General features: G+C 73.5%; 20 protein-coding genes. 11 read left to right on the top strand and 9 right to left on the bottom strand.

The features are described from left to right. Nucleotides 1-69 precede the first annotated feature (69 nt). Together ACGFWJ_RS02315 and ACGFWJ_RS02310 are read right to left on the bottom strand one after the other, a co-directional pair. Nucleotides 70-276, bottom strand: a complete 207-nt coding sequence (locus tag ACGFWJ_RS02315) for a DUF397 domain-containing protein (RefSeq protein WP_387634547.1) — start codon at nucleotides 274-276, stop codon at nucleotides 70-72. Continuing rightward, nucleotides 254-1102 carry a Scr1 family TA system antitoxin-like transcriptional regulator gene (locus ACGFWJ_RS02310; protein ID WP_392944354.1) on the bottom strand — a complete coding sequence of 283 codons (849 nt, stop codon included), beginning with the start codon at nucleotides 1100-1102 and terminating at the stop codon, nucleotides 254-256. The genes ACGFWJ_RS02315 and ACGFWJ_RS02310 overlap by 23 nt, the downstream gene beginning before the upstream one ends. Nucleotides 1103-1231: 129 nt before the next feature. Between ACGFWJ_RS02310 and ACGFWJ_RS02305 the strand changes: the two genes are divergently transcribed. Next, nucleotides 1232-1405, top strand: a complete 174-nt coding sequence (locus ACGFWJ_RS02305) for a hypothetical protein (protein WP_392944352.1) — start codon at nucleotides 1232-1234, stop codon at nucleotides 1403-1405. A 69-nt stretch (nucleotides 1406-1474) separates the two neighbouring features. Here the strand turns inward: ACGFWJ_RS02305 and ACGFWJ_RS02300 are convergent, their stop codons facing one another. The 3 genes from ACGFWJ_RS02300 to ACGFWJ_RS02290 all read right to left on the bottom strand — a co-directional run bounded on the left by ACGFWJ_RS02300 (nucleotide 1475) and on the right by ACGFWJ_RS02290 (nucleotide 4307). Next, complete coding sequence (locus ACGFWJ_RS02300) at nucleotides 1475-3016, bottom strand: hypothetical protein (RefSeq protein WP_392944350.1); 1542 nt, start codon at nucleotides 3014-3016, stop codon at nucleotides 1475-1477. 218 nt (nucleotides 3017-3234) lie between these two features. After that, entirely contained in the window at nucleotides 3235-3390 is a 156-nt protein-coding gene (locus tag ACGFWJ_RS02295) for a hypothetical protein (protein ID WP_392944348.1), read from the bottom strand. Then, nucleotides 3387-4307: a hypothetical protein gene (locus ACGFWJ_RS02290; protein WP_392944346.1), complete on the bottom strand. Its 921-nt coding sequence runs from the start codon at nucleotides 4305-4307 to the stop codon at nucleotides 3387-3389. Before ACGFWJ_RS02290 ends, ACGFWJ_RS02295 begins: the two co-directional genes overlap by 4 nt. A 220-nt stretch (nucleotides 4308-4527) precedes the next feature. Between ACGFWJ_RS02290 and ACGFWJ_RS02285 the strand changes: the two genes are divergently transcribed. Then, nucleotides 4528-4950, top strand: coding sequence for a universal stress protein (locus ACGFWJ_RS02285; protein WP_392944344.1), 423 nt, complete (start codon nucleotides 4528-4530; stop codon nucleotides 4948-4950). A 174-nt stretch (nucleotides 4951-5124) separates the two neighbouring features. Continuing rightward, nucleotides 5125-6330 (top strand): MFS transporter, encoded by a 1206-nt coding sequence (locus ACGFWJ_RS02280; RefSeq protein WP_392944342.1) that lies wholly within the window; start codon nucleotides 5125-5127, stop codon nucleotides 6328-6330. Nucleotides 6331-6345: 15 nt separating this feature from the next. Here ACGFWJ_RS02280 and ACGFWJ_RS02275 read toward each other — a convergent pair whose 3' ends face one another. Continuing rightward, nucleotides 6346-7206 carry a LysR family transcriptional regulator gene (locus ACGFWJ_RS02275; protein ID WP_392944340.1) on the bottom strand — a complete coding sequence of 287 codons (861 nt, stop codon included), beginning with the start codon at nucleotides 7204-7206 and terminating at the stop codon, nucleotides 6346-6348. A gap of 211 nt (nucleotides 7207-7417) precedes the next feature. Here ACGFWJ_RS02275 and ACGFWJ_RS02270 point away from each other — a divergent pair, with 211 nt between their 5' ends. Both ACGFWJ_RS02270 and ACGFWJ_RS02265 read left to right on the top strand, forming a co-directional pair. Further along, nucleotides 7418-8392 carry an alpha/beta hydrolase gene (locus ACGFWJ_RS02270; protein WP_392944338.1) on the top strand — a complete coding sequence of 325 codons (975 nt, stop codon included), beginning with the start codon at nucleotides 7418-7420 and terminating at the stop codon, nucleotides 8390-8392. 7 nt (nucleotides 8393-8399) lie between these two features. Continuing rightward, entirely contained in the window at nucleotides 8400-8660 is a 261-nt protein-coding gene (locus tag ACGFWJ_RS02265; protein ID WP_387634519.1) for a WhiB family transcriptional regulator, read from the top strand. Between the two features lie 31 nt (nucleotides 8661-8691). Here ACGFWJ_RS02265 and ACGFWJ_RS02260 read toward each other — a convergent pair whose 3' ends face one another. Both ACGFWJ_RS02260 and ACGFWJ_RS02255 read right to left on the bottom strand, forming a co-directional pair. Further along, the gene (locus tag ACGFWJ_RS02260) at nucleotides 8692-9660 is read right to left on the bottom strand and encodes a helix-turn-helix domain-containing protein (RefSeq protein ID WP_392944335.1); all 969 of its coding nucleotides are present in this window, start codon (nucleotides 9658-9660) and stop codon (nucleotides 8692-8694) included. Between the two features lie 202 nt (nucleotides 9661-9862). Then, the gene (locus ACGFWJ_RS02255; RefSeq protein ID WP_392944333.1) at nucleotides 9863-12622 is read right to left on the bottom strand and encodes an AAA family ATPase; all 2760 of its coding nucleotides are present in this window, start codon (nucleotides 12620-12622) and stop codon (nucleotides 9863-9865) included. A 188-nt stretch (nucleotides 12623-12810) separates the two neighbouring features. Between ACGFWJ_RS02255 and ACGFWJ_RS02250 the strand changes: the two genes are divergently transcribed. From ACGFWJ_RS02250 to ACGFWJ_RS02225, 6 genes are all read left to right on the top strand, one after another. Next, complete coding sequence (locus tag ACGFWJ_RS02250) at nucleotides 12811-16560, top strand: LuxR C-terminal-related transcriptional regulator (RefSeq protein ID WP_392944331.1); 3750 nt, start codon at nucleotides 12811-12813, stop codon at nucleotides 16558-16560. Nucleotides 16561-16667: 107 nt separating this feature from the next. Further along, nucleotides 16668-17636 carry an alpha/beta hydrolase gene (locus tag ACGFWJ_RS02245; protein ID WP_392944329.1) on the top strand — a complete coding sequence of 323 codons (969 nt, stop codon included), beginning with the start codon at nucleotides 16668-16670 and terminating at the stop codon, nucleotides 17634-17636. A gap of 411 nt (nucleotides 17637-18047) precedes the next feature. Beyond that, nucleotides 18048-19049: a helix-turn-helix domain-containing protein gene (locus ACGFWJ_RS02240; protein WP_392944327.1), complete on the top strand. Its 1002-nt coding sequence runs from the start codon at nucleotides 18048-18050 to the stop codon at nucleotides 19047-19049. Then, complete coding sequence (locus ACGFWJ_RS02235) at nucleotides 19046-19996, top strand: helix-turn-helix domain-containing protein (protein WP_392944325.1); 951 nt, start codon at nucleotides 19046-19048, stop codon at nucleotides 19994-19996. The genes ACGFWJ_RS02240 and ACGFWJ_RS02235 overlap by 4 nt, the downstream gene beginning before the upstream one ends. Before the next feature lie 462 nt (nucleotides 19997-20458). Then, nucleotides 20459-23137, top strand: coding sequence for an SdrD B-like domain-containing protein (locus tag ACGFWJ_RS02230; RefSeq protein WP_392944323.1), 2679 nt, complete (start codon nucleotides 20459-20461; stop codon nucleotides 23135-23137). Between the two features lie 102 nt (nucleotides 23138-23239). Beyond that, a complete protein-coding gene (locus ACGFWJ_RS02225) occupies nucleotides 23240-24010 on the top strand; it encodes a hypothetical protein (protein ID WP_392944321.1) in 771 nt (256 codons plus the stop codon). 7 nt (nucleotides 24011-24017) lie between these two features. On the opposite strand, the gene ACGFWJ_RS02220 is transcribed toward ACGFWJ_RS02225, so the two are convergent. Further along, nucleotides 24018-25352: a nitrous oxide reductase family maturation protein NosD gene (locus ACGFWJ_RS02220; RefSeq protein WP_392944319.1), complete on the bottom strand. Its 1335-nt coding sequence runs from the start codon at nucleotides 25350-25352 to the stop codon at nucleotides 24018-24020. Nucleotides 25353-25364: the final 12 nt, after the last annotated feature.

The raw sequence follows: 25364 nt of genomic DNA, 5'->3' as shown, positions 1-25364 counted from the left end.
TTCCTGTGCCACGGCGAAGGCCCCCGCCATGCGGCGGGGGCCTTCAACTCTGCTCGGCCAACGCCGGAATCAGACCTCACCGAACGAGCCGGCCGCAGCGGCGGCGGCGAACGAGGCCCAGGCGTCGTTCGAGAAGCGGAGCTGGGGGCCGGTGGTGTCCTTCGAGTCGCGGACGGCGGTCGTTGCGGCGTCCGGTGCCGAAACCTCGACGCAGTTTCCGCCATTTCCGCCGCTGTAGCTCGACTTGCGCCACTCAAGCGCCTCGGTGCTGTTCACTTGCGTGTTCCTCTGCTTCCGTGTCGATGAGAGCCAGTGAAGCCTCTGGTGACAGTGCGTCAGCTCGGGCCAGGTCGTAGGTGAGACGGATCTTCCTGACGGTCTCCCTGCTTTCGACCAGCACACTGGCGTGCGGTCCTTCGATGTATGCCACGTCGGGGCTGCCGTCGCCGAACGACAATAGGGTCATGGCACCCTCGAGAGCGGCATGTGCTCCACAGTCCTGCTCAAGTACCTGTACAACCACTAGCCTTGAGCGGATAAGCGCAGCGATGTGGCGCAACTGGGCGGCCATCGTGTCGTGCCCACCGACAGGCCTTCGGATCGCGGCTTCGTCCAACAGCCACCACAACACAGGGCGTGTTGGACTCGCGATCAGCTCTTGGCGGGAAAGTCGTGTCCGTACCCTGGAGTCGATCTCCCCCTCCGAGGCCAATGGGACCGCTGCGCGGAACACGGCCCGCATGTAGGGCTCGACTTGGCCGAGTCCGGGAATCAAGAAGCCTCCGTACTCGAGAATCTCCGAGGCCTTCGGCTCGAGACTGGCATAGGTTCTGAAGTAGTCCGGGAACGGCTCCTTGACGACGTGCGGCCAAAGGCGGCTGAAGCGTCCGCCGGTGGCCAGCGCTCCGTCGAGCCGCTCGGCGAACTCCTGTGTCGGTGAACGCTTCGCCGTCTCGATCTGCCCCACCAACGAGCCGGTGTAGCCCAGGACTTCACCCAGGCTCTCCTGGCTCAGGCCCGCCGCTTCGCGGAGGTGGCGCAATTCGGAGCCGAACAGGGCCGCCATCGAGGCCGACGGGTCGAGGTCGCGTGGGTTCGGCATGGGCTCCCCGTCTCACACCTGCGTTGTTGGACTGATCACCCTGGTGAGCGTAGCGCTCCGTGTCGATGCTGTTACCCGAACCCGGTGGGATTCCCGCCGCCGGGCGCAGCACTTCCGTGAGGTCCTTCGATGACGTACCCCAACTCCCGACCGCGGCTGACCATCAGCGTCTACAAGCTCAACCCGGACGGCACCCGCACCCTCCGCTCCGTCACCTCGTCCGACGAACCGGTCGCACCGCCACGCTCCGCCCTGACCTGGCCGGCCTGCGCGTGCCCGCGCTGCGACAGGTCCACCGCGTAATGCCCACGCTCAGTCAACACCCGAGGAGGTCAACGATGTTCAGTGCAGATCGGGCGCTCTCCAGCACGCTCACGATGGATTGTCGGTCCGGGCTTCCCTGCTCGTGACGTCGAGGGCTCCATCGCGAAGCACCAAGTGACGGGCCGCATTGTCGTCAACGCTGACTCGGGGATGGCCGGCGCCCTGGAATGCCTCGGTGCGGAGCTGGAAACGGGCGGGGTTGGCGCCGCGTACGGCGCGCAGATGCCAGGGGGTGTCATCGGGGCTCGCGGGGCGAGGCGGTACGGCCAGGTGCAAGAGGGTGGAGGCGTTGTGGTGGGTGCCGTAGCGGGTGTGGGGCGAGGTGTAGGTGGCCAGTCGGAGTTCGGCGGACGGTGGGCCGGGGGCCTTCGAGGCGTCCGATGTGGGCTGCTGCAGTGCGTCGGTGGTCGAGTGGGATGGGGCTTGGGCGCGGAGCTCGGCGAGAAAGCCCGGTTGGTGGGCGGTTTCTGACAGCACTCCGGCGAACCAGTCGGCGAGAGCGGCGCCACCGCGCCGGGCCCAGGTCTCGACGAGTCGGCGGAAGCCGGCTTCGCGGCGATGGGACGTGCGGTGCGCGCCGGCGGTGAGGATCGCCTCGCCCGCTCCGCCGAAGGCCCGCTGGAAATCGCGCACCGGAACGCGGTGCGCCTGCCCGGCGTGGCGGACCACGCGGATCTCCAGCATGGCGCGGTGCAGGAGAGTCGCGGCGGCGGTGGCGTTGGGGCCCAAGCGCCCCGTCTGCGGGGGGCCGGACAAGGCAGGCCGGCTGTCGCGGTGCGGGGCGGTCGCGTCGGCCCGGCGTCCAGCGGCGGACAGGTGCCAGCAGTGGTCGTCCGGGCGGAGGTCGGCCATCGTCGCACGGAGCGTGCCGTGGGCTCCGATGCCGACCGATACGTCGTCTGCTTCTGCGCGAAGGACGACGCCCCGGGCGTCATCGGAGTCGAAGCGGACCTCGGTGATGTCGCGCAGCCACATGTCCAGCGTGGCGGGCTCTGGAGAGGTGCTGTCGTCGGCGGGATAGGAACGGGCAACAGCCAGTTCGAGGTGACCGATGAGACGGCTGCCGGCCCGTTCGACCTGCAGATGGCGAACCTCGGCCGACGGCAGGTCGTAGTCGGCAGCGAGGCTCTCTGCAAGCTGCGGCGTCACCACCATCACCGGGGCCATCACCCGCCCCAGACAGTCCCGGCCCGGTACGTGCGGCTTTGCCGGCGCCAGTAGTTCGTCCAGCGAGTGAAACGAGTGACCGGCGGCCGAGGCCTGCTCCCGCATCCAGGCTCGCCTCTCCTCGCCGAGGCCGGCCATCCACTTCAAGGCCGCCCGCGCACGACGCTCGCGCTCGCGTCGGGTGCCGGCCGTCGCCGCCCGAAACAGCGGAAGGGTGTTGTTGTCCCACACGTCCGCCGCGACGCGGATGCTCTCCCGGTCGAAGCCGCGCGCATCCGAGGAAGCGTCAGCGATCTGCACCAGCGAGCGGTCCAGCAACGCACCCAACACGGCGAGCGCGGAACTGCGTTGAGCCGGCGCCGCTCCACCCGGCCGATCAGTACCTGCGCGGCGCCATGGAGAGGAAGCATCGGGGTTGGCCATGCCGGGATCGTCGCACGGAACACGATCACGTCGAACAGAGACCCGAACACGCTCCACCGCATCGAGCCAGAAGTGCGCCGACACTTCCCTTTGGTCAATCCGGGGCCCTGCAGGTGACACCGAAGCGAACCGCATGCCCGTTGGTGTGCGAGGTTACCTATGGGTCCCGGGTTCGGCCACTGCCCGGTGGGCGGGAACCGGGGGAGTGGCCGGGGAGGTCAGCGGACTCGGACTCTTTCGGCTGCGGGGTGCGAGTGGCGGCGCTTGAGCCTCGCGCGGACGGTGCGGTAGGTCGCGGTGCCTGCGGTCACGGCGATGGTGACGGCGAGGCCCGCGATGAACTGGGGCAGGACGGCGCGCCAGAGGTCGGTCATCGGGCCGTCGCCACCTTCGCGGCTGCGGCGCGGTCGGTGTGCTGGCGGCCGAGGCGCTTGAGCTTGCGGCGGACCCGTTCGCCGAAGGCGGCGGGGAGGCCGAGGGTCTCGGCGGCGTGGGTCCAGCTGTCCGTGCCGTCGGCCCAGTGGTGGGCCATGGTGGCCTCGTCGTCGGGGAGCTTGCGCAGGACCGAGGCGAGTCGGCTGTCACTCAGCTCGGCCATCAGCGCGGCAAGTTCAGGGGTGCGGTGGTCGGTGAGCAGATCCGCGAGGACTTGGTCGGTGCCGACGGGCTGGCTGAGCAGGGCGAGACGGCGGCCGGAGGTTTTGCGTTCCCACAGTGGTTGCAGGTGGAGGTGTTCGGCTCGGGTGTGGCGGTGCAGCCGGTCCGCGAGTTCCGCTCGGCCGGTCAATCCTCGGCCGAGGGTATCGACCCAGTCGCCGAGCAGGGCCATCTCCACCGCCTCCCGCCACCGGGCCGGGTCGGAGAGGCCCAGCCAGGACCGGCTGAACTCGTCGACAGCGGCGGTGTCCCCGTCGATGGCGGCGCTGCGGGCGGCGAGGACGGCGCCGAGGACGTTCTCGGCGGCGGGGATGGTCTCCAGGGTGAGGAGCAGCTCCACCATGGCGATGACGACTCCGGCGAGGTTCTCCACAACATCCTTGAGGTCCTTGTCGCCGGGATAGGACGCGGATTCGACGATGAACTTGATCGGGGCTGCGCAGGCACCATGGCCGAAGACCCGCAACCGGTCGAGGAGGTTGTCGACGGGGCCTGGGACTTCGCGGAGCGCCGCCCACTCGGAGATGTCCGTGGGCAGGTAGTTCTTGGCGAGCACCTTCCTGAGCCTTGGCTCACAGCGCGGACACCACCTGCTGGAGGCGGGGCGTGCGTTGGTGGCGGGTGCGGGGGTCATGCTCGGCTCCTTGCTGGTGCTCGGGTTCAGGGTCCTTCACCTTTGGGCATGGGCGGGGACGGATTCGGCAAAGAATTTCGGAGCTCGCCCTGTGGCCTGCGCCACATGGTCTGCCAGGTGTGCACGGACCGAGTGGCGTGGGTGCGTGGTGGGGACAGCCGGGGCGGGGTGCGTTTCTAGGGTGGAGGCTTCAAGTACGAGTGGTTCAGAGGGAGTTCACGTGTTCACACGCATTGTTCTGGCCGTCGACGACAGCGACGCCCGGGTGCGCGCCGTTGCCACGGTTGCCGATCTCGCGCGGCGCTTCGGGGCGAGCGTCCATGTGTTGCACCTCGCGCCGACGGTGGTGGTGGGGACGAGTCTGGTGACGCTGGAGGACAACGAGGAGGCCCGGCGGGTGCTGGACGAGTCGGTGCGGGTGTTGCGGGAGGCGGGGGTGGAGGTCGACGGCGAGCTGGTGGACGGGATGCGGGGGCAGGTGCCGGAGGTGATCTCCGATGCGGTGAAGCGGGTGGGGGCCGACCTGGTGGTGCTCAGTCCGCACCACCGGGGGATCGTCGCGTCCTGGTTCAACCCGAGTGTCTCGGACGCGGTCGGCCATGCCTCGCACGTGCCGGTCCTGTTGGTGCCGGACGCCGCCTGACGGCGTCCGGGGCGCCGGGGCCTGCCCGCGCGGAATCGGTCATCGCCGATGGAGATGACAGTTGTCGTCGATCATCGCGATCGGACGGGAAGCGCGGGCCGGCCCCGGGCGCTCATACACCTGTGCGCTGCGATCGCCGCAGCCGTTGAACCGCAACCACCCGGGAAGGCAGCCATGGCCACCTCATCGACCACCACAACAACCCACCGCGCGCAGGAAGGTGTGCCGGGCTGGCTCGTCGCGCTGCTCGCCGTCTCCACCGGCATGACGGTCGCGAACCTGTACTACGCGCAGCCGCTGCTGGCGCGGCTGGCCGAGGTGTTCCAGGTCGGGACGACCACGGTGGGTGCGCTGGTGACGGTCACCCAGATCGGTTATGTGATCGGGATGCTGTTCCTGGTGCCGCTCGGTGACCGGATCGAGAAGCGGCGGCTGGTGGCCCTGCTGCTGGGCGTCACGACCGTGGCGATGGCGGTGGCGGGGACGGCGGGCAGCTTCGCGGTGCTGCTGGCCGCTTCGCTGGTCAGTGGTGCGACCTCGGTGGTGGCGCAGATACTCGTGCCGTTCGCGGCCGGTCTGGCCCCGGACCACGAGCGGGGCCGGATCGTGGGGCGGGTGATGGCGGGGCTGCTCACCGGCATTCTGCTGTCGCGGACGCTGAGCAGCCTGGTGGCGGGCGCCGCCGGGTGGCGGACGGTGTACCTCGGTTCGGCGGTGCTGACGGCGCTGCTGGGCTTCGCGCTGTACCGGGCGCTGCCGCAGCACGCGGCCACCACCGACCTGCCGTACCACCAGGTGCTGCGTTCCACGGTGCGGCTGGTGCGCACCCACCCGGCGCTGTGGAAGCGCGGACTGTACCAGGCGGCGGTCTTCGGGTCGTTCAGCGCCTTCTGGACGACCGTCTCGTTCCAGCTGACCGGTCCGGCGTTCGGGTACTCGGAGGCGGGTGTCGGTATCTTCGCGCTGGTCGGCGCGGCGGGCGCGCTGGTCGCCCCGCTGGCGGGGCGCTGGGCGGACCGCGGATTCGGCCGGCCGCTGACGGGGGCGGCGCTGCTGGTGGCGTCGGGGAGCGCGGTGCTCGCGGGCCTCGGGGCGCACAGCATCGTGCTGCTGGCGCTGGCCGCGATCGTGCTGGACGTCGCCGTGCAGACCACGCTGATCCTCGGTCAGCACGTGGTCTACCAGCTCGACCCGGGAGCCCGGGCCCGGCTGAACAGCGTCTTCATCGCCACCTTCTTCCTCGGTGGCGCGCTGGGCTCGGAGTTCGGCACCGTCGCGTACCACGCGGGCGGTTGGTGGGCGGTCGCCGGGTTCACCGCGGTGCTGCCGCTGCTGCCCCTGGTGCACTGGGCGACGGACCGGAAGGGCGCCGTGAGCTGAAGGGAAGACCGGCCGTCAGCCGAGGTGGCGCAGCAGCGCCGCCACGGCCGGCGTCGGTTCCCCGGCGGGGCACACCACGGCGACGTCCCACCGGGGTTGGCCGCGGGTGAAGCGGCGCAGCGCGAGGTCGGGGAAGTGCGCGGCGATCGACTCGGGCAGGACGCACACCCCGAGGTCGTGCCGGACCAACTCGGCGGCGGCCACGATGTCGTTGACCTCGAAGACCGCCGTCCGTTCGACGCCGGCGGTGCGGAACGCCCGGTCCACCCCGGACCGGACCGCCCAGCCCGGGGCGAAGTCGACGAACGGCAGCCCGGCGAGCTCCTCGAACCGCACCCGGTCGGGGAGCTCGAAGGCGCGTCCGGGCGCGGCGGCCAGCACCATCGCCTCGCAGGCCAGCGAGCGCACCGTCAGGCCGCGCTGCTGCTGGCGGTCGAACGCGACGATCGCCGCGTCCACGGTGCCGTCGCGCAGCCCGGCGCGGATGTCCACGGCCGCCGCCTGGCGCAGCCGGATCGTCAACCCCGGGTGCTCGCCGCGCAGTTCGCCGAGCACCCGGTCGAGTCCGAGCCAGACGCCCTGCATGGTGCCGATGGTGAGTACGCCCCGCAGCACCCCGCGCGCCTCGTCCGCCGTCGCCCGGGCGAGATCCGCCGCCCGCAGCGCGGCCCGGGCGGCGGGGACGAACGCCGCGCCGGCGGTCGTCAGGGTGACCCGGTGCGTGGTGCGTTCGAAGAGCTGGACGCCGAGTTCCTTCTCCAGCGCGCGGACGGTGCCGGACACCGCCGACTGCACGACGTGCAGCCGCCGCGCCGCCGCGGTGAAGCCGCCCTCCTCGGCCACCGCGACGACGACCTCCAGCTGCCGCAGTTCCATCGCGCTCCACCCCGTCCTCGCAGCCAGGGGGCTGTCTCCCGGGCCTCTCGCGGTCAAGGTTAGGTGGCCGCCCGGTGAACCTCCGGCAGACGTCGTCGCGGGCGACAGCTGTGCACGGACCGCGCGGGGCGGGTGCGTCGTCGGACAAGCCGGGGCGCGTGGCGTTCCTAGGGTGGGGCGAAATCCAAGTCCAACTTCGAGGGAGCGCGCCGTGACTGACGCGAACGCGGTCGGCCGGCGGCCGGTCCTGGAACCGGAGGCGCAGGCTCTCGCCACGGCGACGGCGAACCCGCCGTACCTGTTCCAACTGGGGCCTGCCGAGGGCCGCCGGGCGGTGGAGGAGGCCCAGTCCGGGGAGATCGCCATGCCGGAGGTGGACGAGGAGTGGGTCACCGTCCCGGGCGGCCCCACCGGCGCCGTGAAGGCGCGCATCGTCAAACCCGCCGGCGCGGCCGGCCCGCTGCCCGTCGTGCTCTACCTGCACGGCGGGGGCTGGGTGTTCGGCAACGCGCACACCCACGACCGGCTGGTGCGCGAACTCGCCGTCGGCGCCCACGCCGCCGTGGTGTTCCCCGAGTACGACCGCTCGCCCGAGGCCCGCTACCCCGTCGCGATCGAGCAGAACTGGACGGTGGCCCGCTGGGTGGTCACGGACGGCCGGGGCCACGGGCTGGACGCCGGGCGGATCGCCGTGGCGGGCGACAGCACGGGCGGCAACATGGCCGCCGCGCTGACCCTGATGGCGAAGAAGCGCGGCGGCGTCCCGCTGGTGCAGCAGGTGCTGTTCCACCCCGTCACCGACGCGTCGTTCGACACCCCGTCGTACCACGGCTTCGCGACCGGCTACCACCTGCGCCGCGACGCCATGCAGTGGTTCTGGGACCAGTACACCGCCGACCTCACCCAGCGCGCCGAGATCACCGCGTCCCCGCTGCGCGCCACCGTCGAGGACCTGAAGGGCCTGCCGCCGGCGCTGGTCGTCACCGCCGAGGCCGACGTGCTGCGCGACGAGGGCGAGGCGTACGCCGCGAAGCTCTGCGAGGCGGGCGTGCCGGTCACGGCCGTGCGGCTCCAGGGTGTGATCCACGACTTCGTGACGCTGAACGCGCTGCGCCCGACCCAGGCCGCCGGGGCCGCGATCGGGCTGGCCGTGCAGGCCCTGCGCGACGCCCTGCAGCAGGGGTGAGGCCGCGATGAAGCCGCCGATCACCGCGCCGCTGCTGAGCCAGTGGGGCTGGCAGGAAGAGGCCGCCTGCCGGGGCATGGACAGTGCCCTGTTCTTCTCGCCGTGCGGCGAACAGGGCGAGGCCCGCCGCAGCCGCGAGCGGCGGGCCCGGTCCGTCTGCGACGGCTGCCCCGTCCGCCCGACCTGCGCGTCCTTCGCCGTCCGCACCGGCCAGAACTTCGGAATCTGGGGCGGGCTGACGGAGGCCGACCGGCAGACGGTGAGGTGACACGTGCCCAGCGTGGGTCGGGCGGCGCCGGTCAGGCGGCGTCGCTCTCGGGCAGCGCGGAGAGGTGGCCGCGCCGGCTGCGCCACTCGCTCGGGGTGACGCCGTAGGCGGTCCGGAAGGCGCGGCTGAAGTGCGAGGCGCTGGCGAAGCCGTGGCGGCGGGCCACCTCGGCGAGGGTCGGGCCGAACGGGCCGTGCCGTTCCAGGGTCCGCGCGCAGGCCTCGACGCGGCGCTGCTGGATCAGCCGGGTGACGGTCAACTCCTCGTCCTCGAACAGGCGGTGGAGGTAGCGGACGGAGATCCGCAGCGCCCGGGCCACCGACTCGGGGCCCAGGTCGGGCCGGCCCAGGTGGGCGTCGACGTGGGCCAGCGCGCGGGCCACCAGGAGGTCGCGGGCGGTGGTCGGCTCCTGCTCCTCGTCGAAGGCGATCGCGTCCACCAGGTCCGCGACGTGCCCGGCCAGCCGGGCGGCCGCGGTCGGCCCGAACTGCGCGGCGTCGCTCAGCACGTGGGTCAGCAGCATGCTCAGCATGGACACCGCACCGTCGTCCGGCCGGAGCGTCGAGCCGGCCAGCTGCGACAGCGTCCGGGGGCCGCTGAGGGTGCGCTGCGGCAGGTGGACCAGGTGCAGCCGGAACGGCTGGGGGAAGTTGAGGGCGAACGGCCGGGCCAGGTCCACCACCATGATCTCGTCCGGCCCGGGCCGCCGGGTCGGCCCGTCCTGCGAGAAGACCGCCTCGCCCCGGACGCACAGGGCCAGCGCGAAGCGCTCGGCGGGCTCCGGGCGGCACAGGCTCGGCGGGCGGCTGATCCGCTGCGGACCGGCGTCCAGCGACACCGTGCGCAGGTGGCCCAGGCGGTGCGAGCGGACCCGGCCGAGCAGCGGACCGGGCGCGGTGGCCGTCACCCGGACCGGGACGAGCGCGCGGGAAAGGGCGTCGCTCCACACGTCGTGGCGGGTGTCCTCGGGGACGTCGCCGGTGTCCAGGACGAGGGTCATGCGTGCCCCTGCCTTCCGTCGTGGCCTGACCGGACACCCACGGCTGCGGGGTGCGGTCCTCGTTCACCACCAGCGTCCCCCGCCCCGACCGCCCACCCGGCCGCGGCGGCCACGGCCGGGCACGGCGTGCACGGTGCTGTGCGCGCTCAGGCATGCGGGCGGCGGCCGGTTCGACCGGCCGTGGCCGCCCGCCGACGGAGGGTCACCCCGAGAGGGCGTCCCGGAGCTGGGCCCGGGACTTGACGCCCAGCTTCGGGAAGACCTTGTGCAGGTGGTAGCCGACCGTGCGCGGCGAAAGGTACAGCCGGGAGGCGATGTCCCGGTTGGTGAGGCCCTGCGCCGCCAGCTCGGCTATCTGCAACTCCTGCGGCGTCAGTTCGGCCTTCGCCGCCGGCTCCGCGCCCTGCGGAACGGCGGCGCCCGCCGCCCGCAGCTCCGCCGCGGCGCGCTCGGTCCACGGCCGGGCGTCCAGACGCCGGAACGTCTCCAGCGCGGCGATCAGCAGCACTCGGGCCTCCGCCGAGCGCCGGTGGCGGCGCAGCCACTCGCCGAAGTCGAGCCGGGCGAGGGCGCGTTCGAACGGCCACCGGTCGCCGGCCGGATCGGCCAGCGCGGACCGGAAGTGCCGCTCGGCGGCCTCCTCGCTCTCCTCGACCAGGGCCGCCGCGCGCTCGGCGACGGCGTGCAGGCGCGGCGAGAGCCCGTCGCCGAGCGTGCGCCGCGCCGCCGCCAGCACGGCCCGGGCGTCGTCGGTCTGCCCGGCGCGGACGGCCGCGGCGGCGAGGTCGGCCAGGTAGTACAGCGAGGCGTGGTAGTGCACCGGGTCGGGCCGGTAGTCGTGGGTGAAGGTGTTGCGGAGCTCCACGTAGGCGCTCTCGTGGTCACCCTCGACGACCTTGGCCATGCCCAGCGCGTAGTGGTAACGGGCCCGCAGACTACGGGAGTTGCGCAGATCCACCCCGCACAGGGCCTCCTGGACGCGGGCGCACGCGCCCTGGTGATCGCCCCGGAACGCGCCCAGGGTGGCCTGCAGGATCAGCGAGCCCAAGGTGACGTTGTCCGCCCCGGCCTCGGCGGCCATCCAGTACGCGTTCTCGGCCGCGGCCTGCGCCGCCCCCCAGGAACCCGCCTCGGCGTGGGCCAGGGCCAGCGCCTGCGTGAAGGTGGCGTTCGAACCGGCGGTACCGGCCCGGCGCAGCAGGTCCGTCGCGTGGCAGAGGATCCGGACCGCCTCGTCCGTCTCGTCCAGCACCCAGGCCGTGGCACCCAGGAAGCCCAGGTCGGCGAGCGAGTCCGGCGACGCCAGCGTCCGGGCCCGGTGGAGCTGCCAGAGGGCCTGCGGACGGTCGCCGAACGGCCGGGCCGTCGTCTCCGACCAGACCCGTGCGGCCGGGTCCCCCTCCTGCGGGATCAGCCGGCCGATCCGCAGCAGCTCGTTGCCGTAGAACGGGTCGCCGGTGTTGTACGCCGAGGTCGCGGCGGTGCCCAGGGCGCCGACGCCGAGCGGGGGCGCGAGCCCGGCCATCGACTCGGCGACGTGCAGCGAGGCGGCCAGCGCGTCCTGGTGGCGCAGCGTCAGACCCAGCGCCCACCCCCGCATCAGCTCGCCCTCGGCCCGGGCGACCGGGTCCGCCGTCAGGCCGCCGATCCGGGAGGCGAGGTCGCCCGCCCACTGCGGGTGCCCCGCGAGCATCGCCGCCCTGCTGGCCGCCACCAGGCGTTGCGCGTGCAGCTCCGGGTCCGAGGTGAGCTCGGCGGCCCGCTCAAGCGCGGCCGCCGCGGCCGCGTAGCCACCCCGGGCCCGGGCCCGCTCGGCGGTCTCGGCGAGCGCGTCCGCCACTTCGGCGTCCTGGCCGGCCGTCCCGGCGGCCAGGTGCCAGGCCCGCCGGTCGGGCTCCGCCCCGGCCGCGTCGGCCAGCGCCAGGTGCGCCGCCCGGCGCTCGGCGAAACTCGCCGCCTGGTAGACGGCGGAGCGCACCAGCGGGTGACGCAGCACCACCTGCCCGCCCTCCAGCCGCAGCAGCCCCGCCTCCTCGGCCGGCAGCAGCGCCGCGACCACGTCGCTCCCGGCGGACGCGTTCACGATGTCCGCGAGCCGGGACGTCCCGGCCGCCGCGACCAGCAGCAGCGCGGCACGGGACTCCGGCGGCAGCCCCGGGAGCTCGGCCGCGAACAGGTCCTCCAGCCGGCGGGTCAGCGGCAGGGTCTGCGCCGCCCCCGGCCGGCCCGTGCCGCGGGCCACCGCCCGGGACAGCTCGATCAGCGCCAGCGGGTTGCCCGCCGCCTCCTGGAGCACCTGCGAGCGGGCCCGCCCGGTCGGCGGAACAGGCTGGGCGTTCAGCAGCAGCCCCGCGTCCCCCCGGCACAGCGGACCGGCCACCAGGTGCGGGAAGTCCCGGTCGAACCGGCCCGGCACGCCCCCCTCGCGCGCCGCCAGCAGCATCACCGCCGCCTCCCCGTCCAGCCGGCGGGCAACGAACGCCAGGATGTCCAGCGAGCCGAGATCCAGCCACTGGAGATCGTCCACCACCAGCAGCAGCGGCCGCCGGGCCGCCGCCTCGGTGATCAACGTGGTCACGCCCACGCACAGGTGCAGCGGATCGGCTGGCGCCCCGCCCTCCGGGTCCAGCCCGAAGGCGCACCGCAGCGCCGCGCGCTGACGCTCGGGCAGGTCGTCCAGGCCGCCCAGCAGCGGACGGAGCAACTGGTGCAGCCCCGCCAGCGCCAGCTCCCGCTCCGCCTCGCTGCCGCGCACCCGCAGCGTCTGCAACCCCCGGGCGGCACCCTGCTCCGCGGCCCACTCGACCAGCGTGCTCTTCCCCGCGCCCGGCTCACCGGTCAGCACCAGCACATGGGCGCCGTCGCCCCGCACCGCACCGAGCAGGCCGTCGATCCGGGCCAGCTCCGCCGCCCGCCCGAAGATCGCCGACGCGGCCGACCCGTTCCCGCCCGTGTGCACCATTTCTTCCTGTCCTGCCAGGTCAAGGCCCTGATCACCCCGACACAGTGGGGTATCCTGCCAGCCCGCACACCGGCTCCCGACCACGACCGGTCATTTGACAGAAGCGCGACCGGTCGGGCCCCGGGCAGCATCGGCCGGGAGGGGGGAGAAATGCCGTGGCGACCACGGCGGGCGCAGCGGAGTGGATGATGACGAGCACCGAAACGTACCGGGACAACCCCGAGGGCTTCGGCGAGCGGACGGCCTCCACCCACGGAATCGACCGGCTGCTCGGCCGCCACGCCGAACTGGCCGCGCTGCGCCGCTGCGTCCGGCAGGAACCCGGCGCGCCCAGGGCGCTCGTCCTGCTCGGCGAGGAAGGCATCGGCAAGTCCCGGCTGCTGCGCACCGCCGCCGAACAGGCCGCGCAGGACGGGCACCTGGTGCTCACCGCGCAGGGCTGGGAACCCGAGCGCGAGGTGCCGTACGGGGTGCTCCGGCAGCTGCTCGCACCGGTGCCGGACGCCGCGTTCGACGCCGGGTCCGAGCCGGCGGCCGCCGTCGCCGCCCTGCTGGACGGCACGCCGGGCCAGGTGCTGATCGCCGTCGACGACGCGCACGCCTGCGACCGCCCCACCCTGGAACTGCTGGGCTCACTGGTCCGCCGCCCCGGCGGAAGCCCCGTGTCGCTGCTGCTGGCCGCCCGCGACTTCGCGGTACTGCTGAGCCTGCCCGCCGACACCGAACTGCTGCACGTGGACCCGCTGTCGCCGAGCGCCGCCGCCGAACTGCTGGACGCGGTGCCCGGCGCGCCCGCCGGACGCGCCCGCCTGGAAGTGCTGGAGGAGGCCGAGGGCAACCCGTCCGCCCTGCTGGAACTCTGCCGCCGACGGGCCTTCCGCACCGACCCGGCCGCCGCCCGCTCGCGCACGCCCCGCCTGCACACCGTCCGGACCAGGTTCGACGCCCTGCTCGACCCGCTGCCCGTACCCACCCGCCGCGCCCTCGTCCACGCCGCGCTCGCGCTGCCCGGTGACGACGCGTCGGCCGTGATGGCCGCCCTCGGCACCACCGACCTCGGGATCTGGGCGCCCGCCGAGGAGGCCGGGATCCTCGCCCTGATCGACGGCCACCTCGTCTTCCGGCACCCGCTGGCCCGGGCCGCCGCCGCCGGCGGGCAGCCCGCCGCCCTGCTCGCCCAGGCCCACCGGGCCCTCGCCGACCGGGCAGCCGCCCGCCCGCTCGACCGGATCCGCCACCTGGTGGCCGCCACCGTCGGCCCCGACGCCTCGTTCACCGAGGACCTGCGGGCCGCGATCGAACGCGCCACCGACGACTTCGCGCTCGGCCAGGCCCTGGAGGACGCCGCCCGGGTCACCACCGACACCGACGAACAGGCCCGCCTGCTCGCCGAGGCCATGGCGGCCGCCGTCTCCGTCGGCGACCCCGACTGGGTCCGCAACCTCCACGCGCGCTTCCGCGGCGTCAACAGCGACCCCCGGCTCGCCCGCCTGACCGCCCTGGCCGCGGCGGCCGCGCTCTCGCACACCTCCCGGCAGAAGGAGGCGTTCGACCTGCTGCTGGACAGCGCGGCCCTGCACCCGTCATCCGAGACCGCGCTCGCCGCGAAGCCCGCAGCCGATGCCGCGCTGGACGCGATGCCCGCAGCCGGCGCCGCGCTGGACGCGATGCCCGCAGCCGATGCCGCGCTCGATGCGAAGCCGGTGGCCGAGCCCGCAGTCGGCGCCGCGCTCGGCGCGAAGCCCGCAGCTGGTGCCGCATTGGACGCGAAGCCGGTGGCCGGGTCGGCAGTTGACGCCGTCCTTGACGCGAAGCCGTCGTCCGAGACCGCGCTCGGCGTCTCGGCCGGTGCCGCGCTGGACGCGAAGCCCGCAGCCGGCGCCGCGCTCGGCGCGAAGCCCGCAGCTGGTGCCGCATTGGACGCGAAGCCGGTGGCCGGGTCGGCAGTTGACGCCGTCCTTGACGCGAAGCCGTCGTCCGAGACCGCCGTCGGCCTCTCGTCCGGCGCCGCGCTGGACGCGAAGCCCGCAGCCGGCGCCGCCCTCGGCGCGAAGCCCGCAGCCGGCGCCGCGCTCGGCGTCTCGGCCGGTGCCGCGCTGGACGCGATGCCCGCAGCCAACGCCGCGCTCGATGCGAAGCCGGTGGCCGACGCCGCCCTCGGCGCGAAGCCGGTGGCCGAGCCCGCAGTTGGCGCCTTGGCCAATGCCGCGCTGGACGCGAAGCCCGCAGCCGGCGCCGCATTGGACGCGAAGCCGGTGGCCGGGTCGGCAGTTGACGCCGTCCTTGGCGCGAAGCGGTCGTCCGAGACCGCCGTCGGCGTCTCGGCCGGTGCCGCGCTGGACGCGAAGCCCGCAGCCGATGCCACGTTCGACGCGAAGCCGGTGTCCCAGCCCGCCCTCGGCGCGAAGCCGGTGTCCGAGCCCGCAGTTGGCGCCTTGGCCAACGCCGCGCTCGATGCGAAGCCCGCAGCCGATGCCGCGCTCGATGCGAAGCCGGTGGCCGATGCCGCCCTCGGCGCGAAGCCGTCGTCCGAGACCGCAGTCGGCGCCTTGGCCAACGCCGCGCTCGTCGCGAAGCCCGCAGCCGATGCCACGCTCGACGCGAAGCTCGCAGCCCACGCCTCGGCCGACGCCGCCCTCGACGCCAAACTGGCCGCCCTGGCGGCCGCCATCGCCGACCAGTCCGGCCTGCCCGAGCACCGCGGCCGGCTCGCCGAGCTGCTCGCCGCGCTCCGCGCACCCGCGCCGGGAGAACAGGACGCCACGGGTGTGCTCGCCGGTTTCGTGCAGGCCCTGGCCACCCGCCCCGGCGGCGCCCGCCGAGCCCCCGCCCGCCGCAGCGCTCCCGGGAACGGCACCCCGGAAGCGCTGGTCCGCCGCCTCGCCGTCGCCTCCGTCGCCTACCTCTCCGACGAGCCCGACGACTGTCTGGAACACTTCCGCGCCGCCGACAGTCACCTGCGCGGCCGCCGGGCCTTCGGACTCCGGGCCTGGCACCTGCCAGCCCTGCTGGACAGCCTGCTGGGCACCGGCCAGTGGACGGAGGCGGCCGCGCTGCTGGACGAGGTGAAGGACCGGGCGGCCGTGCTGCGCCTCACCCGGATCCGAGCCGACCTGGACGCCTTCGACCTGTCGCTGCGCGCCCTGCGCGGCACCGCATCCGCGGGCACGCCCGTCCCACCGCCCGTCCCGCTCGACGTGCACGAGAACCTCGCCACCCAGGTCCGGAGGGTGCGGGCGCTCGCCCAGGCCGCGATGGCCCACGGCGAATGGGCCGACGCCTACCGCAGGCTGCGCACGCTGTTCGCCGAGGACGGCACCCCCCGCCACCCCTTCCTCTCCTCGCGCTGCCTCGCCGACCTTGCCGTGGCGGCCCACCGCGCAGGCCTCGGCGACCGGGCGGCGCAGGTCCTGCACCGGGTGCAGGCCGCCCACGAGGAACGGCCGACCACCCGGATGACACTCCTGCTGCACCACGCCACCGCGCTGCTCGACCCCGGCCCCGACCCCGAGCACCACTTCCGGCTCGCCCTGGTGAACGCCGACGGCGAACGCTGGCCGCTCGAACGGGCCCAGGCCCGGCTCAGCTACGCGATCTGGCTGCGCCGCGTCCGGCGCCCCTCCGAGGCCCGGCAGCAACTCGTCGCGGCCCTCGACACCGCCGAGGCGCTCGGAGCCCGCCCGCTCGCCGACGCCGTCCGCCACGAGCTGCGCGCCACCGGCGTCGCGACGGCCACCGACATCGGCCCGGCGCTGGGGCAGCTCACCGCCCAGCAGCAGCAGATCGTGCGGATGGCCGCCCAGGGCCTCTCCAACCGCGAGATCGGTGAACGGCTCTTCCTCTCACCCCGCACCGTGGGCACCCACCTGTACAACGTCTATCCCAAACTCGGTGTCAGCAGCCGCCACCAACTGCGCGACCTGCTACCCACCACGTAACCCGAAAGCCCCTGGTCGTCCACCGTGGGTACGGTTACGGTGGCCCCCGGGAGACGCCGGAGCGGACGCCGACCGCGGTGGCACAGCAGAACGAGAGATGAGGCGGCGTGGAGCCCGACGAGGACCTTCTGCCCCCGATCGTGCTGGACCCGGCGGTGGCGCGGCTGATCGCGGCCTCCGCCACTCCGCCCGGGCTCGACGAGCTCGGGCCGGTGACCGGCCGGCAGGCCCTGCTGGAGTCCCAGGGCGATCTGATCGAGGACTGCGAGGTCGAAGCCGTCTTCCGGGTCGCCCCGGTCGGGCCCTGCGGACTGGTCGGCTTCTGGACCTTCCGCCCGGTCGGCGCCGAGGGCCCGCTGCCCGCGGTGTTCTACGTCCACGGCGGACGCTGGATGCTCGGCGACGCCCGGACCCACGCCCGACTGATCAGCGACCTGGTCAACGGCACCGGCGCGGTCGCCGTCGTCCCCGAGTACAGCCGCACCCCCGAGGCCCGCTACCCCGTCGCACTCGAGGAGTGCTACGCCCTGCTCGAGTGGATCGCCGCGAGCCCCGAGCCGCTCGGCATCACCGCCGACCGCATCGCCGTCGCCGGTGACTGCGCCGGTGCCACCCTGGCCACCGCCGTCGCCATGCTCGCCGCCACCCGCGGCGGCCCCGCCCTGCGCGCCCAGGTCCTCTACTACCCGCTGGTGGACCCGGCCTGCGGAAGCGCGGCGCAGCGCCGCTTCAGCGCCGGCTACCTGCTCAGCCGCCAGGGCATGCGGCGCTACTGGCAGGAGTACCTCGGCTCGCCCGAGGACGGTTTCCACCCGACGGCCAGCCCGCTGCGGGCCGGCCCCGAACTGCTCGCCGGACTGCCCCCGGCCCTGGTCGTCACCGCCGAGGCCGACGTCGTCCGGGACGAGGGCGAGCAGTACGCCGACCTGCTGCGCGCCGCCGGCGTGCCGACCACCGCCATGCGGTTCCTCGGCACCGTCCACGACTTCGTGTCGCTGAGCGCGCTGCGCGACAGCCCGCCGACGCTGGCGGCCGTCCGGCAGGGCTGCACCTTCCTGCGCACGCACCTCGCCTGAGCCGTACCGCGCCTGGGCGGCACCGCGCCTGGGCGGCACTGCGTCTAGGCGGCACTGCCCCTGGGCAGCACTCACTGCGCCTAGGCCGCACCTCGCCTGAGCCGCACCGCGCCTGGGCCGCACCGCGTCTGAGCCGCACCGCGTCTGGGCGGCACTGCGTCTGGGCGGCACTGCGTCTGGGCGGCACCGCGTCTGGGCGGCACCGCGTCTGGGCGGCACCGCGTCTGGGCCGCACCGCGTCTGGGCCGTACCGCGTCTGGGCGGCACCGCGTCTGGGCGGCACCGCGCCTGGGCGGCACCGCGCCTGGGCGGCACCGCGCCTGAGCCGCACCGCGTCTGAGCTGCACCGTGTCGGCAAGACCAGTCGTCCGACTCATGCGCCGGAGCCCACCGCTCAGGCATGCTGGCCGCATGCCCGCTCTCAACTCCCTGACCGCGCCCGGCCACCTGCTGACGACCCGTTCGGTCCCGGCGGCCGAGAGCCTGGAGTACTGGCACGACGCGGTGTTCGCCAACCTGGTCGGCATGGACATCCGGACCGCCGGCGACACCTACGACGCCGCCATGCACAACCGGACGGTCGGCGACCTGCGGATCAGCACCCTGGACTGCGACCCGGCGGAAGTCTCCCGCTCCCCGCGCTCCATCGCCCGCGGCGACGGGCAGTTCGTCTTCGTCGCCCTGCAGAGCACCGGCCTCTGCCAGGTCGAACAGGACGGCCGCATGAGCGAGCTGAGGGCCGGCGACATCGGCTTCTTCGAGACCATCCGGCCGTTTCGCAGCCGCTACCCCGAGCGCTTCCGGCTGAAGCTCTTCACCCTGCCGCGCGCCCTGCTCGGCCAGAGCGAGGGCGACATTCGCCGGCTCACCTCCCGGCCGCTGCACAGCGGCAGCGGACTGGGCCGGATGATCTCCCCGTTCCTGGAACGGCTCGCCGACACCGCCGGCGGCTACGCGGTGCCGCTCGCCGAGAAACTGGCCCGCAGCGCCGTGGACCTGCTCGCCGCCACCGCCGCCGAGCAGCTCGGCCGGCCGGTGCAGGAACTGCCCGGCGCGCACAACGCCGTGCTGCTGCGCGTCCAGCAGTTCGTCCGCTGGCACCTGGCCGACCCCGGGCTGACCCCCGCCGTCATCGCCCGCGCGCACGGCATCTCCGTGCGCTACCTGCACCGGCTGTTCGAGGGCGAGGGGCGGACACTGTGCCAGTGGATCCGGGAACAGCGCCTGGAGGAGTGCCGCCGCGCCCTCGCCACCGCCCCCGCCGACTCGGTGAGCGTGGGACTCATCGCCCGGCGCTGGGGCTTCACCAGCGGTGCGCAGCTGAGCCGGGCCTTCCGCAGCGCCTACGGCCAGTCGCCGACCGACTGGCTGCTGACGGAACGCCACCGCCGCGCGACCGGGGAGGTCCGGTGACGGCCGCGGATCCGGTGCAGCGGGCCGCCGCCTGGCAACTGGCGCTGTCGCGGGCCTTCGCCCAGGTCGAGGTGGCCGCGCACGACCCGGCCTGGACGGGCTCGCTGGCCACCGTGCGCCTGGGCAGTCTGCAAATATCCGACGAGACCTCCGGGCCGGCCACCGTCCTGCGGGACGCAGCGGCCGTCGCGGCCGACCCGTGCGGGGACATCGCGGCCCGGCTGCAACTCGACGGCACCGCACGGGTGTTCCAGGGCGGTCGGGTGGTCGAGCTGCCGCCGTACTCGCTCACCTTCCTGGACCTGAGCCGCCCGTTCCGGCTCGTCCTCCCCCCGCTCCAGCGGGCCAGGACCCTGCTGGTGCCGAGGTCCGTCCTCGGGCTGGAGGAGAGCGCGCTGCGCCGGCTCACCGCGACCCAGGTCGGCTCCGGCGAGGGGAGCACCGGGGCGCTGGTGCTGCCGCTGCTGGCCAACGTGGGTGCCGCGCTCGGCGGGGCGTCGCCCGCGGTGCAGGAGCAGATCGCGCGCGCCGTGGCCGAGTTGCTGGCCGCGCTGGCCGTCGACCACGTGGCCCGCACCGGCCTGGACGGGCGGTGCGTCGCGCCGTCGCTGTTCGACCGGATCACCGCCTCCGTGGAGGCCTCGCTCGGCGACCCCGCGCTGTCCCCGCAGACGATCGCGGACCGGCACGGCGTCTCGCTGCGCTACCTGCACCAGCTGTTCCAGCGCCGGGGCGACACCGTCGGCGGGTGGATCCGCGCCCGCCGACTGGCGGCGGCACGGCAGGAGTTGGCCTGCCCCGACGATCCGGGCCGGACCATCGCCGCCGTCGCCGCGCACTGGGGCTTCGCCAGCGCCTCGCACTTCAGCCGGGCATTCCGGGAGACCTACGGAATGTCCCCGAAGCAGTGGCGGGCGGAGCAGTTGGCCGACGCGGCGTCAGCGTGAATGTCTCAAAGTCGACTTGGCGGTAATGCCACACTTTGACAGCTGCGCAGCCGGGCCGTGATGATCTGCGGTCGTGCACCCGTACCGCTCCCGGGAATTGGGGACGGGGATTTCCGGCCGTGCGCCCGGCGCTCGGGGAACGGGGGAGGGGCGCGGCCGAGGCGGTGTGCGCCCTGGTCGTAAGTGCAGGACGGTGGGTGCGGTCACCTGGGGGTGGTGGCCGAAAGCGCACGTCGGTGAGGTGCGGGGGGACCGGCCGCAGGGCGTGCGCAGGGGTCACCGGGGCGTGCGGAGCGCACGGCACTGATCGCTCGCGCTTCCTGATGAGACGTCAATTTGTGCGGCCGGTAAGCATGATGTGTCCATTCCGCTTATTATTCGGCCAAACGAGGCGCGCGCAGGACCGAATCGGTGATCTTACTGCGGGGGTTCGGCGTGCCTTCCTGACGACGAGAGCAGGGCATGACCCACACAGAACAGGAATCCCGAGCGCCCGCGCCCCGCGCGGGCCGGCGGACGGCCGAACGGGCCGCCGCCGTGGTGGCGGCCCTCGCCGCCGCCACCGCTGTCGCGGCTCCTTCCGCCTCGCCCCAGACCGCCGAAGGTTCGGTGACGGTCCAGGTGGTGCGGACGGTCGACGAGAGCGGAACGTGGTCGGGCCCGGCGATGGAACCGGGCATGGCCGGAGTGACGGTCACCCTGACCGGCGAGGACGGCACGGTCAGCACCGCCCTCACCGCCGCCGACGGCACCGTGACGCTGAAGCCCGGCAAGTCGACCGCCACCGGCAAGTACCGCGTCCAGGTGGTCAACCCGAAGCCGGGCGTGCTGTACCCGGCGTTCGCCTCCCGCGAGGGCCTGACCGGCGCGCCGGACAAGCTCAGCAGCAACGAGGAGTTCGTCGACCTCTCGGCCGGCAAGCAGGCCAAGCTCACCACCGGCTTCTGGAACCCGGCCGACTACTGCCAGCAGAACGCCCCGCTGGCCACCGCCTGCCAGCCGGCCTCCCTGGACCCGGAGAGCGGGCGCACCCTGCTGACCTTCCCGTACCGGTCGCGTGGCGTGAACAAGGACGTCACCAACATCGGCACCACCGCCGACACCGGCAACATCTTCGGCATCGCCTGGAACCGGGACGACAAGCGGCTGTTCAGCTCCGCCCAGGCCAAGCGCGCCACCGTGTACGGCTCCGGCGGCCCGGGCGCGATCTACGTCACCGACCCGGAGACGAAGACCACCAAGCTGTTCACCACCGTCCCGAACGCCGGCAGCACCGCGCACGCCGGCAACGCCCAGGACGACGCCTTCGTCGCCCCGGTCGGCAAGGAGAGCCTCGGCGGGCTGAAGCTCAGCGAGGACGGCCGCGACCTGTTCGTGGTCAACCTCAACGACCGCAAGCTGTACCGCTACGACGCCACGGCGAAGTCGGTCGAGAAGCCGAAGGCCAGCTACACCATTCCGACCCCCGACTGCCCGTCGGCGGACGACTGGCGGCCGTTCGGCCTCGGCATGCAGGACGGCGTCGGCTACGTCGGCGGCGTCTGCTCCGGCCAGTCCACCCAGAAGATCGGCGACCTGCGGGCGATCGTGCTGCCCTTCGACCCGGCCACCGGGAAGTTCAGCGCGGCCGTCCTCGACCAGCCGCTCGACTACCACGGCACGCCGGCCGGGTGCAACGGCTACTTCTGGTACCCCTGGCAGGACACCGTTCCGATGACGAACGGGCAGGTCTGCGGCATCAACCCGGAGCCCGAGCTCGGCGAGATCGGCTTCGAGACCGACGGCTCCATGCTGCTCTCGTTCCGCGACCGGTACGCCGACCAGGCCGCCGCCGCGCCGCCCGAGGGCCCGCTGCCGAACGGCTTCGTCTACGTGCTCGCCTCGGCCGACCTCAACAAGGCCTGCAAGTCCGGCGACAGCTACGTGATGGACGTCAACCTCGGCTGCGGGATCACCACCAAGGGCAAGGGCTTCTTCAACCTGAACCGCCCCGCCCCGGTCGGCCACCCCTACGCGTCGTTCGCCGGCATGGCACTGTCCAAGGTCGAGAACTCCATCGCGACCTCCGGCTACGACGTCTCCAACAACATCGTCACCGCCGGCACCATGTTCACCCTGCGCACCGGCGGCATCGACCCGGGCTTCGGCAACGAACTGTCCAACGGCACGTCCCGCTTCGGCAAGGGCGCGGCCATGGCCGACCTCGAGGTGCTCTGCGACAAGGCGCCGCTCCAGATCGGCAACCGGGTCTGGTACGACCCGGAGCGCTCCGGCCTCCAACTGCCGCAGCAGAAGCCGGTCCCCGGCGCGACGGTCAACCTGTACGACGGCGAGGGCAAGAAGGTCGGCACCGCCAAGACCACCCCGCGCGGCGAGTACTACTTCGACAACACCAACGTCACCGGCGGGCTGAAGCCGAACACCAAGTACACGATCCGCCTCGACAACCCCGCCGACTACGCCAAGGGCGGCCCGCTGTACCACTGGGTCCCGACCAAGGACAACGTCGGCGACAGCCGCCTGCTCGACTCCGACGGGACCATCCCGAAGGGCGGCACCTACGTCGAGCGCGCGCTGACCACCGGCGGCCCCGGCCAGAACGACCACAGCTTCGACTTCGGCTTCATGCAGCAGCAGGGCGCGCTGCGCCTGGTCAAGCACGACCAGGACGGCAAGCCGCTGCCCGGCGCCGTGTTCCAGCTGTGGCGCGAGACCAACGGCACCGACGGCCTCCAGGCCGACGGTGACAAGCCGGACACCAAGGTCGGCGACCCGTGCACCACCGGCGAGGACGGCACCTGTGCCAACAACGTCGACAAGGGCACGTACTACTGGCAGGAAGTCACCCCGCCGAAGGGCTACCAGGCCCCGGAGCAGCCGGTCCTCGGACCGGTCGTGCTGGACGACGAGCACCTGGAGGACGGCATCACCACCACCGCCGTCAACCAGCTGATCCCCCCGCCGCCCACCACCCCGGCCCCGACGCCCACGCCCACCCCGACGGCGTCGCAGCCCTCGGGCGGGCTGGCCTTCACCGGCACCAACGAGACGGTCCTGACGTACACCCTGGTCGGCGGAGCGATCCTGCTCGTCGCCGGCGCGGGTCTGCTGATCGCCGTCCGCAAGCGCCGCACCCACTGACGCCTCGGCAGCAGTGACCAGGGGGCCCCGGGATACTCTCCCGGGGCCCCTTCCCGCACCGAAAGCCCCCGCACCGAACGCACCGAGGAGCTGGACGACCCGATGGCATCCGACAAGAAGCGCCCGTCCCGGCGCACGCTGATCGTCAGCGCCGTGGCGGCGGCCGTGCTCGCGGGCGGCGGCGTGACGGCCTGGCAGCTGGTGGGCGGTCAGGAGGAGAGCCGTCCGCTGTCCACCGAGGAGGCGTCCCGGCTGGCGCTGTCCCGGCTGAACGTCTACCAGGCCAGCCCGCTCAAGGTGGCGCTGAAGGCCCAGGAGGGCGACGGCATGGTGGTCGAGGTGCAGGGCGTCGTCGACTACCGCACCAAGCACGCGTCGGGCAGCTACACCGTCACCAAGAAGGGCAGCACCGTCGACCACGGGCTGGTGGTGTGGGACACCGGCGGGCTGGGCCTGGCCAAGCAGCCCGACGGGGCGAGCGGCCCGGCCTGGGAGCAGGCCGAGCACGTGCCGCGGGCCGGCTGGACCTCGCGCAGCTACGGCACCGACCCGCTGGACGCCGGGCTCCAACTGCTCATCCAGCTGGGCGCGGACCGGCCCGACAACCCGCTGCTGCTGGTCCAGGCCGGCCCGCGCTGGCTCGGCCGGGACCGCATCGACGGCCGCGACTACGACCGGATCGCCGGCCCCCGCGCGCGCGACGCCGCCGACAAGGACGCCACCTCGCCGGTCACCTACTGGATCGACGGCGACGGCGGCCTGCGCCGGGTCACCATGCGGATGGCCGGCCTCGGCACCCCGACCACCCTGGACCTCGGTGGCCGGGACTCCGAAGCCAAGCTCCCCGAGGCGCCCTGGGCCACGGCGGGCTGAGTTGCCGTCAGACGGCCGCCGGCAGCGGGTAGCTGTCCGGATCGACCTTGCCCGGCAGATCGACGGCCGGGACGGCCGGCGCGTTCGGGTCGGCCATCGACGGCTGCGCGGGCGGCGCCGGTACGGCGTTGAACGCCATCCCCGGCGGGGCCTGCACCCCGGCGGCCCGGCCCGGCGGTACCTTGCCGCCGCCGCCCGCCCCGCACTTGGCCAACTGCTCAAGGTCCGGCGGGCTCTGGGTGCCCGGGCTGTTGTCGGAGAAGCAGTTGCCCGGGTCGGCGGCCGAACTGACCAGGTCCACCCCGTTGCCGGTGGCCCTGTTCCCGGTCACCCGGTTGTTGGAGGCGGGGTGCCCCGGCGGGTCGGTGACCACGACGCCCGCCGCCCGGTTGCCCTGGACGAGGTTGCGCTCGACCCGGTTGTCGGTGCCGCCGCCGATGCCGATCCCGATGCCGAAACCGCCGTCGGCCTGCTGCGGCGAGTCCGCCGAGTTGTTGTTCGCCACCACGTTGCCCGCGATCACCGCGGCGTGCTGCGGGGCCAGCGACTCCAGGTCGTTGGAGTTGATGGTCACCCCGACCCGGTTGTTGACGGCCCGGTTGCCCACCACGGTGAGGTTCTCCGAGGCGTTGGTGATCTCGATGCCGACCGCGTTGCGCTCCACCAGGTTGTTCCGCACCAGCGTGTTGCACGGCCTGCACTGACCGACGTAGATCCCCGAGTCGGCCTGCCCCGACGCGTACGAGTCCTCGATGATCCCGTCCCGTGCGTCGAACGCGTAGATGCCGTACAGGGCGTTCCCGTACGAGGTCACCTTGGTGGCCCGGAAACCCTGCACGGCCGGGAAGCGGGTGGTGTCCAGCGGGTCGTACGCGGAGCCGCCCGCGCCGTGGCGCTGCAACTTCTCGTCGGTGACGCCGGTGAACAGCACGCCGTTGGCCAGGAAGCCGCGCACGGTGAGGTTCTCGACCACGGTGCCCGCGCCGGTCGCCGTGATGCCGTTGATCAGCTTCAGATCGCCGTCGAAGATCACCGTGTTGCGGTCCGAACCCCGAAGCACGACACGGGGCTTGGTGATGCGCACGCTCTCCTTGTAGACGCCCGGGTGCACCAGCACCAGATCGCCGGGATTGGCGACGTCCACCGCGCGCTGCACCGTCGGAACGTCCTCGGGCACCTGGATCACCGTGCCCGGCGGGTGACGGTCGGCGGACGGCGACGCCGACGAGGAACAGGCGGCCAGCGCCGGAAGCAGCAGACCCAGTGCCATCACGCCGGCCCGGAACCGGCGCGGACCGGTCCCTCGGCGTACCAACAGGTGGAAATCATGGAGGAGTTGCATGAAACGTGTTCT

The organism is Kitasatospora sp. NPDC048407 (assembly GCF_043200475.1).
Taxonomy (GTDB): Bacteria; Actinomycetota; Actinomycetes; order Streptomycetales; family Streptomycetaceae; genus Kitasatospora.
Note: the sequence above shows the minus strand (reverse complement) of the source record. Positions and strands in the feature narration are given on the sequence as shown.

What these genes read in the sequence shown, in the direction of transcription:
- ACGFWJ_RS02310 (WP_392944354.1), bottom strand. Translation starts at nt 1,102, where the DNA reads ATGCCGAACCCACGCGACCTCGACCCGTCGGCCTCGATGGCGGCCCTG.
- ACGFWJ_RS02305 (WP_392944352.1), top strand. Translation starts at nt 1,232, where the DNA reads ATGACGTACCCCAACTCCCGACCGCGGCTGACCATCAGCGTCTACAAG.
- ACGFWJ_RS02300 (WP_392944350.1), bottom strand. Translation starts at nt 3,016, where the DNA reads ATGGCCAACCCCGATGCTTCCTCTCCATGGCGCCGCGCAGGTACTGAT.
- ACGFWJ_RS02295 (WP_392944348.1), bottom strand. Translation starts at nt 3,390, where the DNA reads ATGACCGACCTCTGGCGCGCCGTCCTGCCCCAGTTCATCGCGGGCCTC.
- ACGFWJ_RS02290 (WP_392944346.1), bottom strand. Translation starts at nt 4,307, where the DNA reads ATGACCCCCGCACCCGCCACCAACGCACGCCCCGCCTCCAGCAGGTGG.
- ACGFWJ_RS02280 (WP_392944342.1), top strand. Translation starts at nt 5,125, where the DNA reads ATGGCCACCTCATCGACCACCACAACAACCCACCGCGCGCAGGAAGGT.
- ACGFWJ_RS02275 (WP_392944340.1), bottom strand. Translation starts at nt 7,206, where the DNA reads ATGGAACTGCGGCAGCTGGAGGTCGTCGTCGCGGTGGCCGAGGAGGGC.
- ACGFWJ_RS02265 (WP_387634519.1), top strand. Translation starts at nt 8,400, where the DNA reads ATGAAGCCGCCGATCACCGCGCCGCTGCTGAGCCAGTGGGGCTGGCAG.
- ACGFWJ_RS02260 (WP_392944335.1), bottom strand. Translation starts at nt 9,660, where the DNA reads ATGACCCTCGTCCTGGACACCGGCGACGTCCCCGAGGACACCCGCCAC.
- ACGFWJ_RS02255 (WP_392944333.1), bottom strand. Translation starts at nt 12,622, where the DNA reads ATGGTGCACACGGGCGGGAACGGGTCGGCCGCGTCGGCGATCTTCGGG.
- ACGFWJ_RS02250 (WP_392944331.1), top strand. Translation starts at nt 12,811, where the DNA reads ATGACGAGCACCGAAACGTACCGGGACAACCCCGAGGGCTTCGGCGAG.
- ACGFWJ_RS02240 (WP_392944327.1), top strand. Translation starts at nt 18,048, where the DNA reads ATGCCCGCTCTCAACTCCCTGACCGCGCCCGGCCACCTGCTGACGACC.
- ACGFWJ_RS02230 (WP_392944323.1), top strand. Translation starts at nt 20,459, where the DNA reads ATGACCCACACAGAACAGGAATCCCGAGCGCCCGCGCCCCGCGCGGGC.
- ACGFWJ_RS02225 (WP_392944321.1), top strand. Translation starts at nt 23,240, where the DNA reads ATGGCATCCGACAAGAAGCGCCCGTCCCGGCGCACGCTGATCGTCAGC.
- ACGFWJ_RS02220 (WP_392944319.1), bottom strand. Translation starts at nt 25,352, where the DNA reads ATGCAACTCCTCCATGATTTCCACCTGTTGGTACGCCGAGGGACCGGT.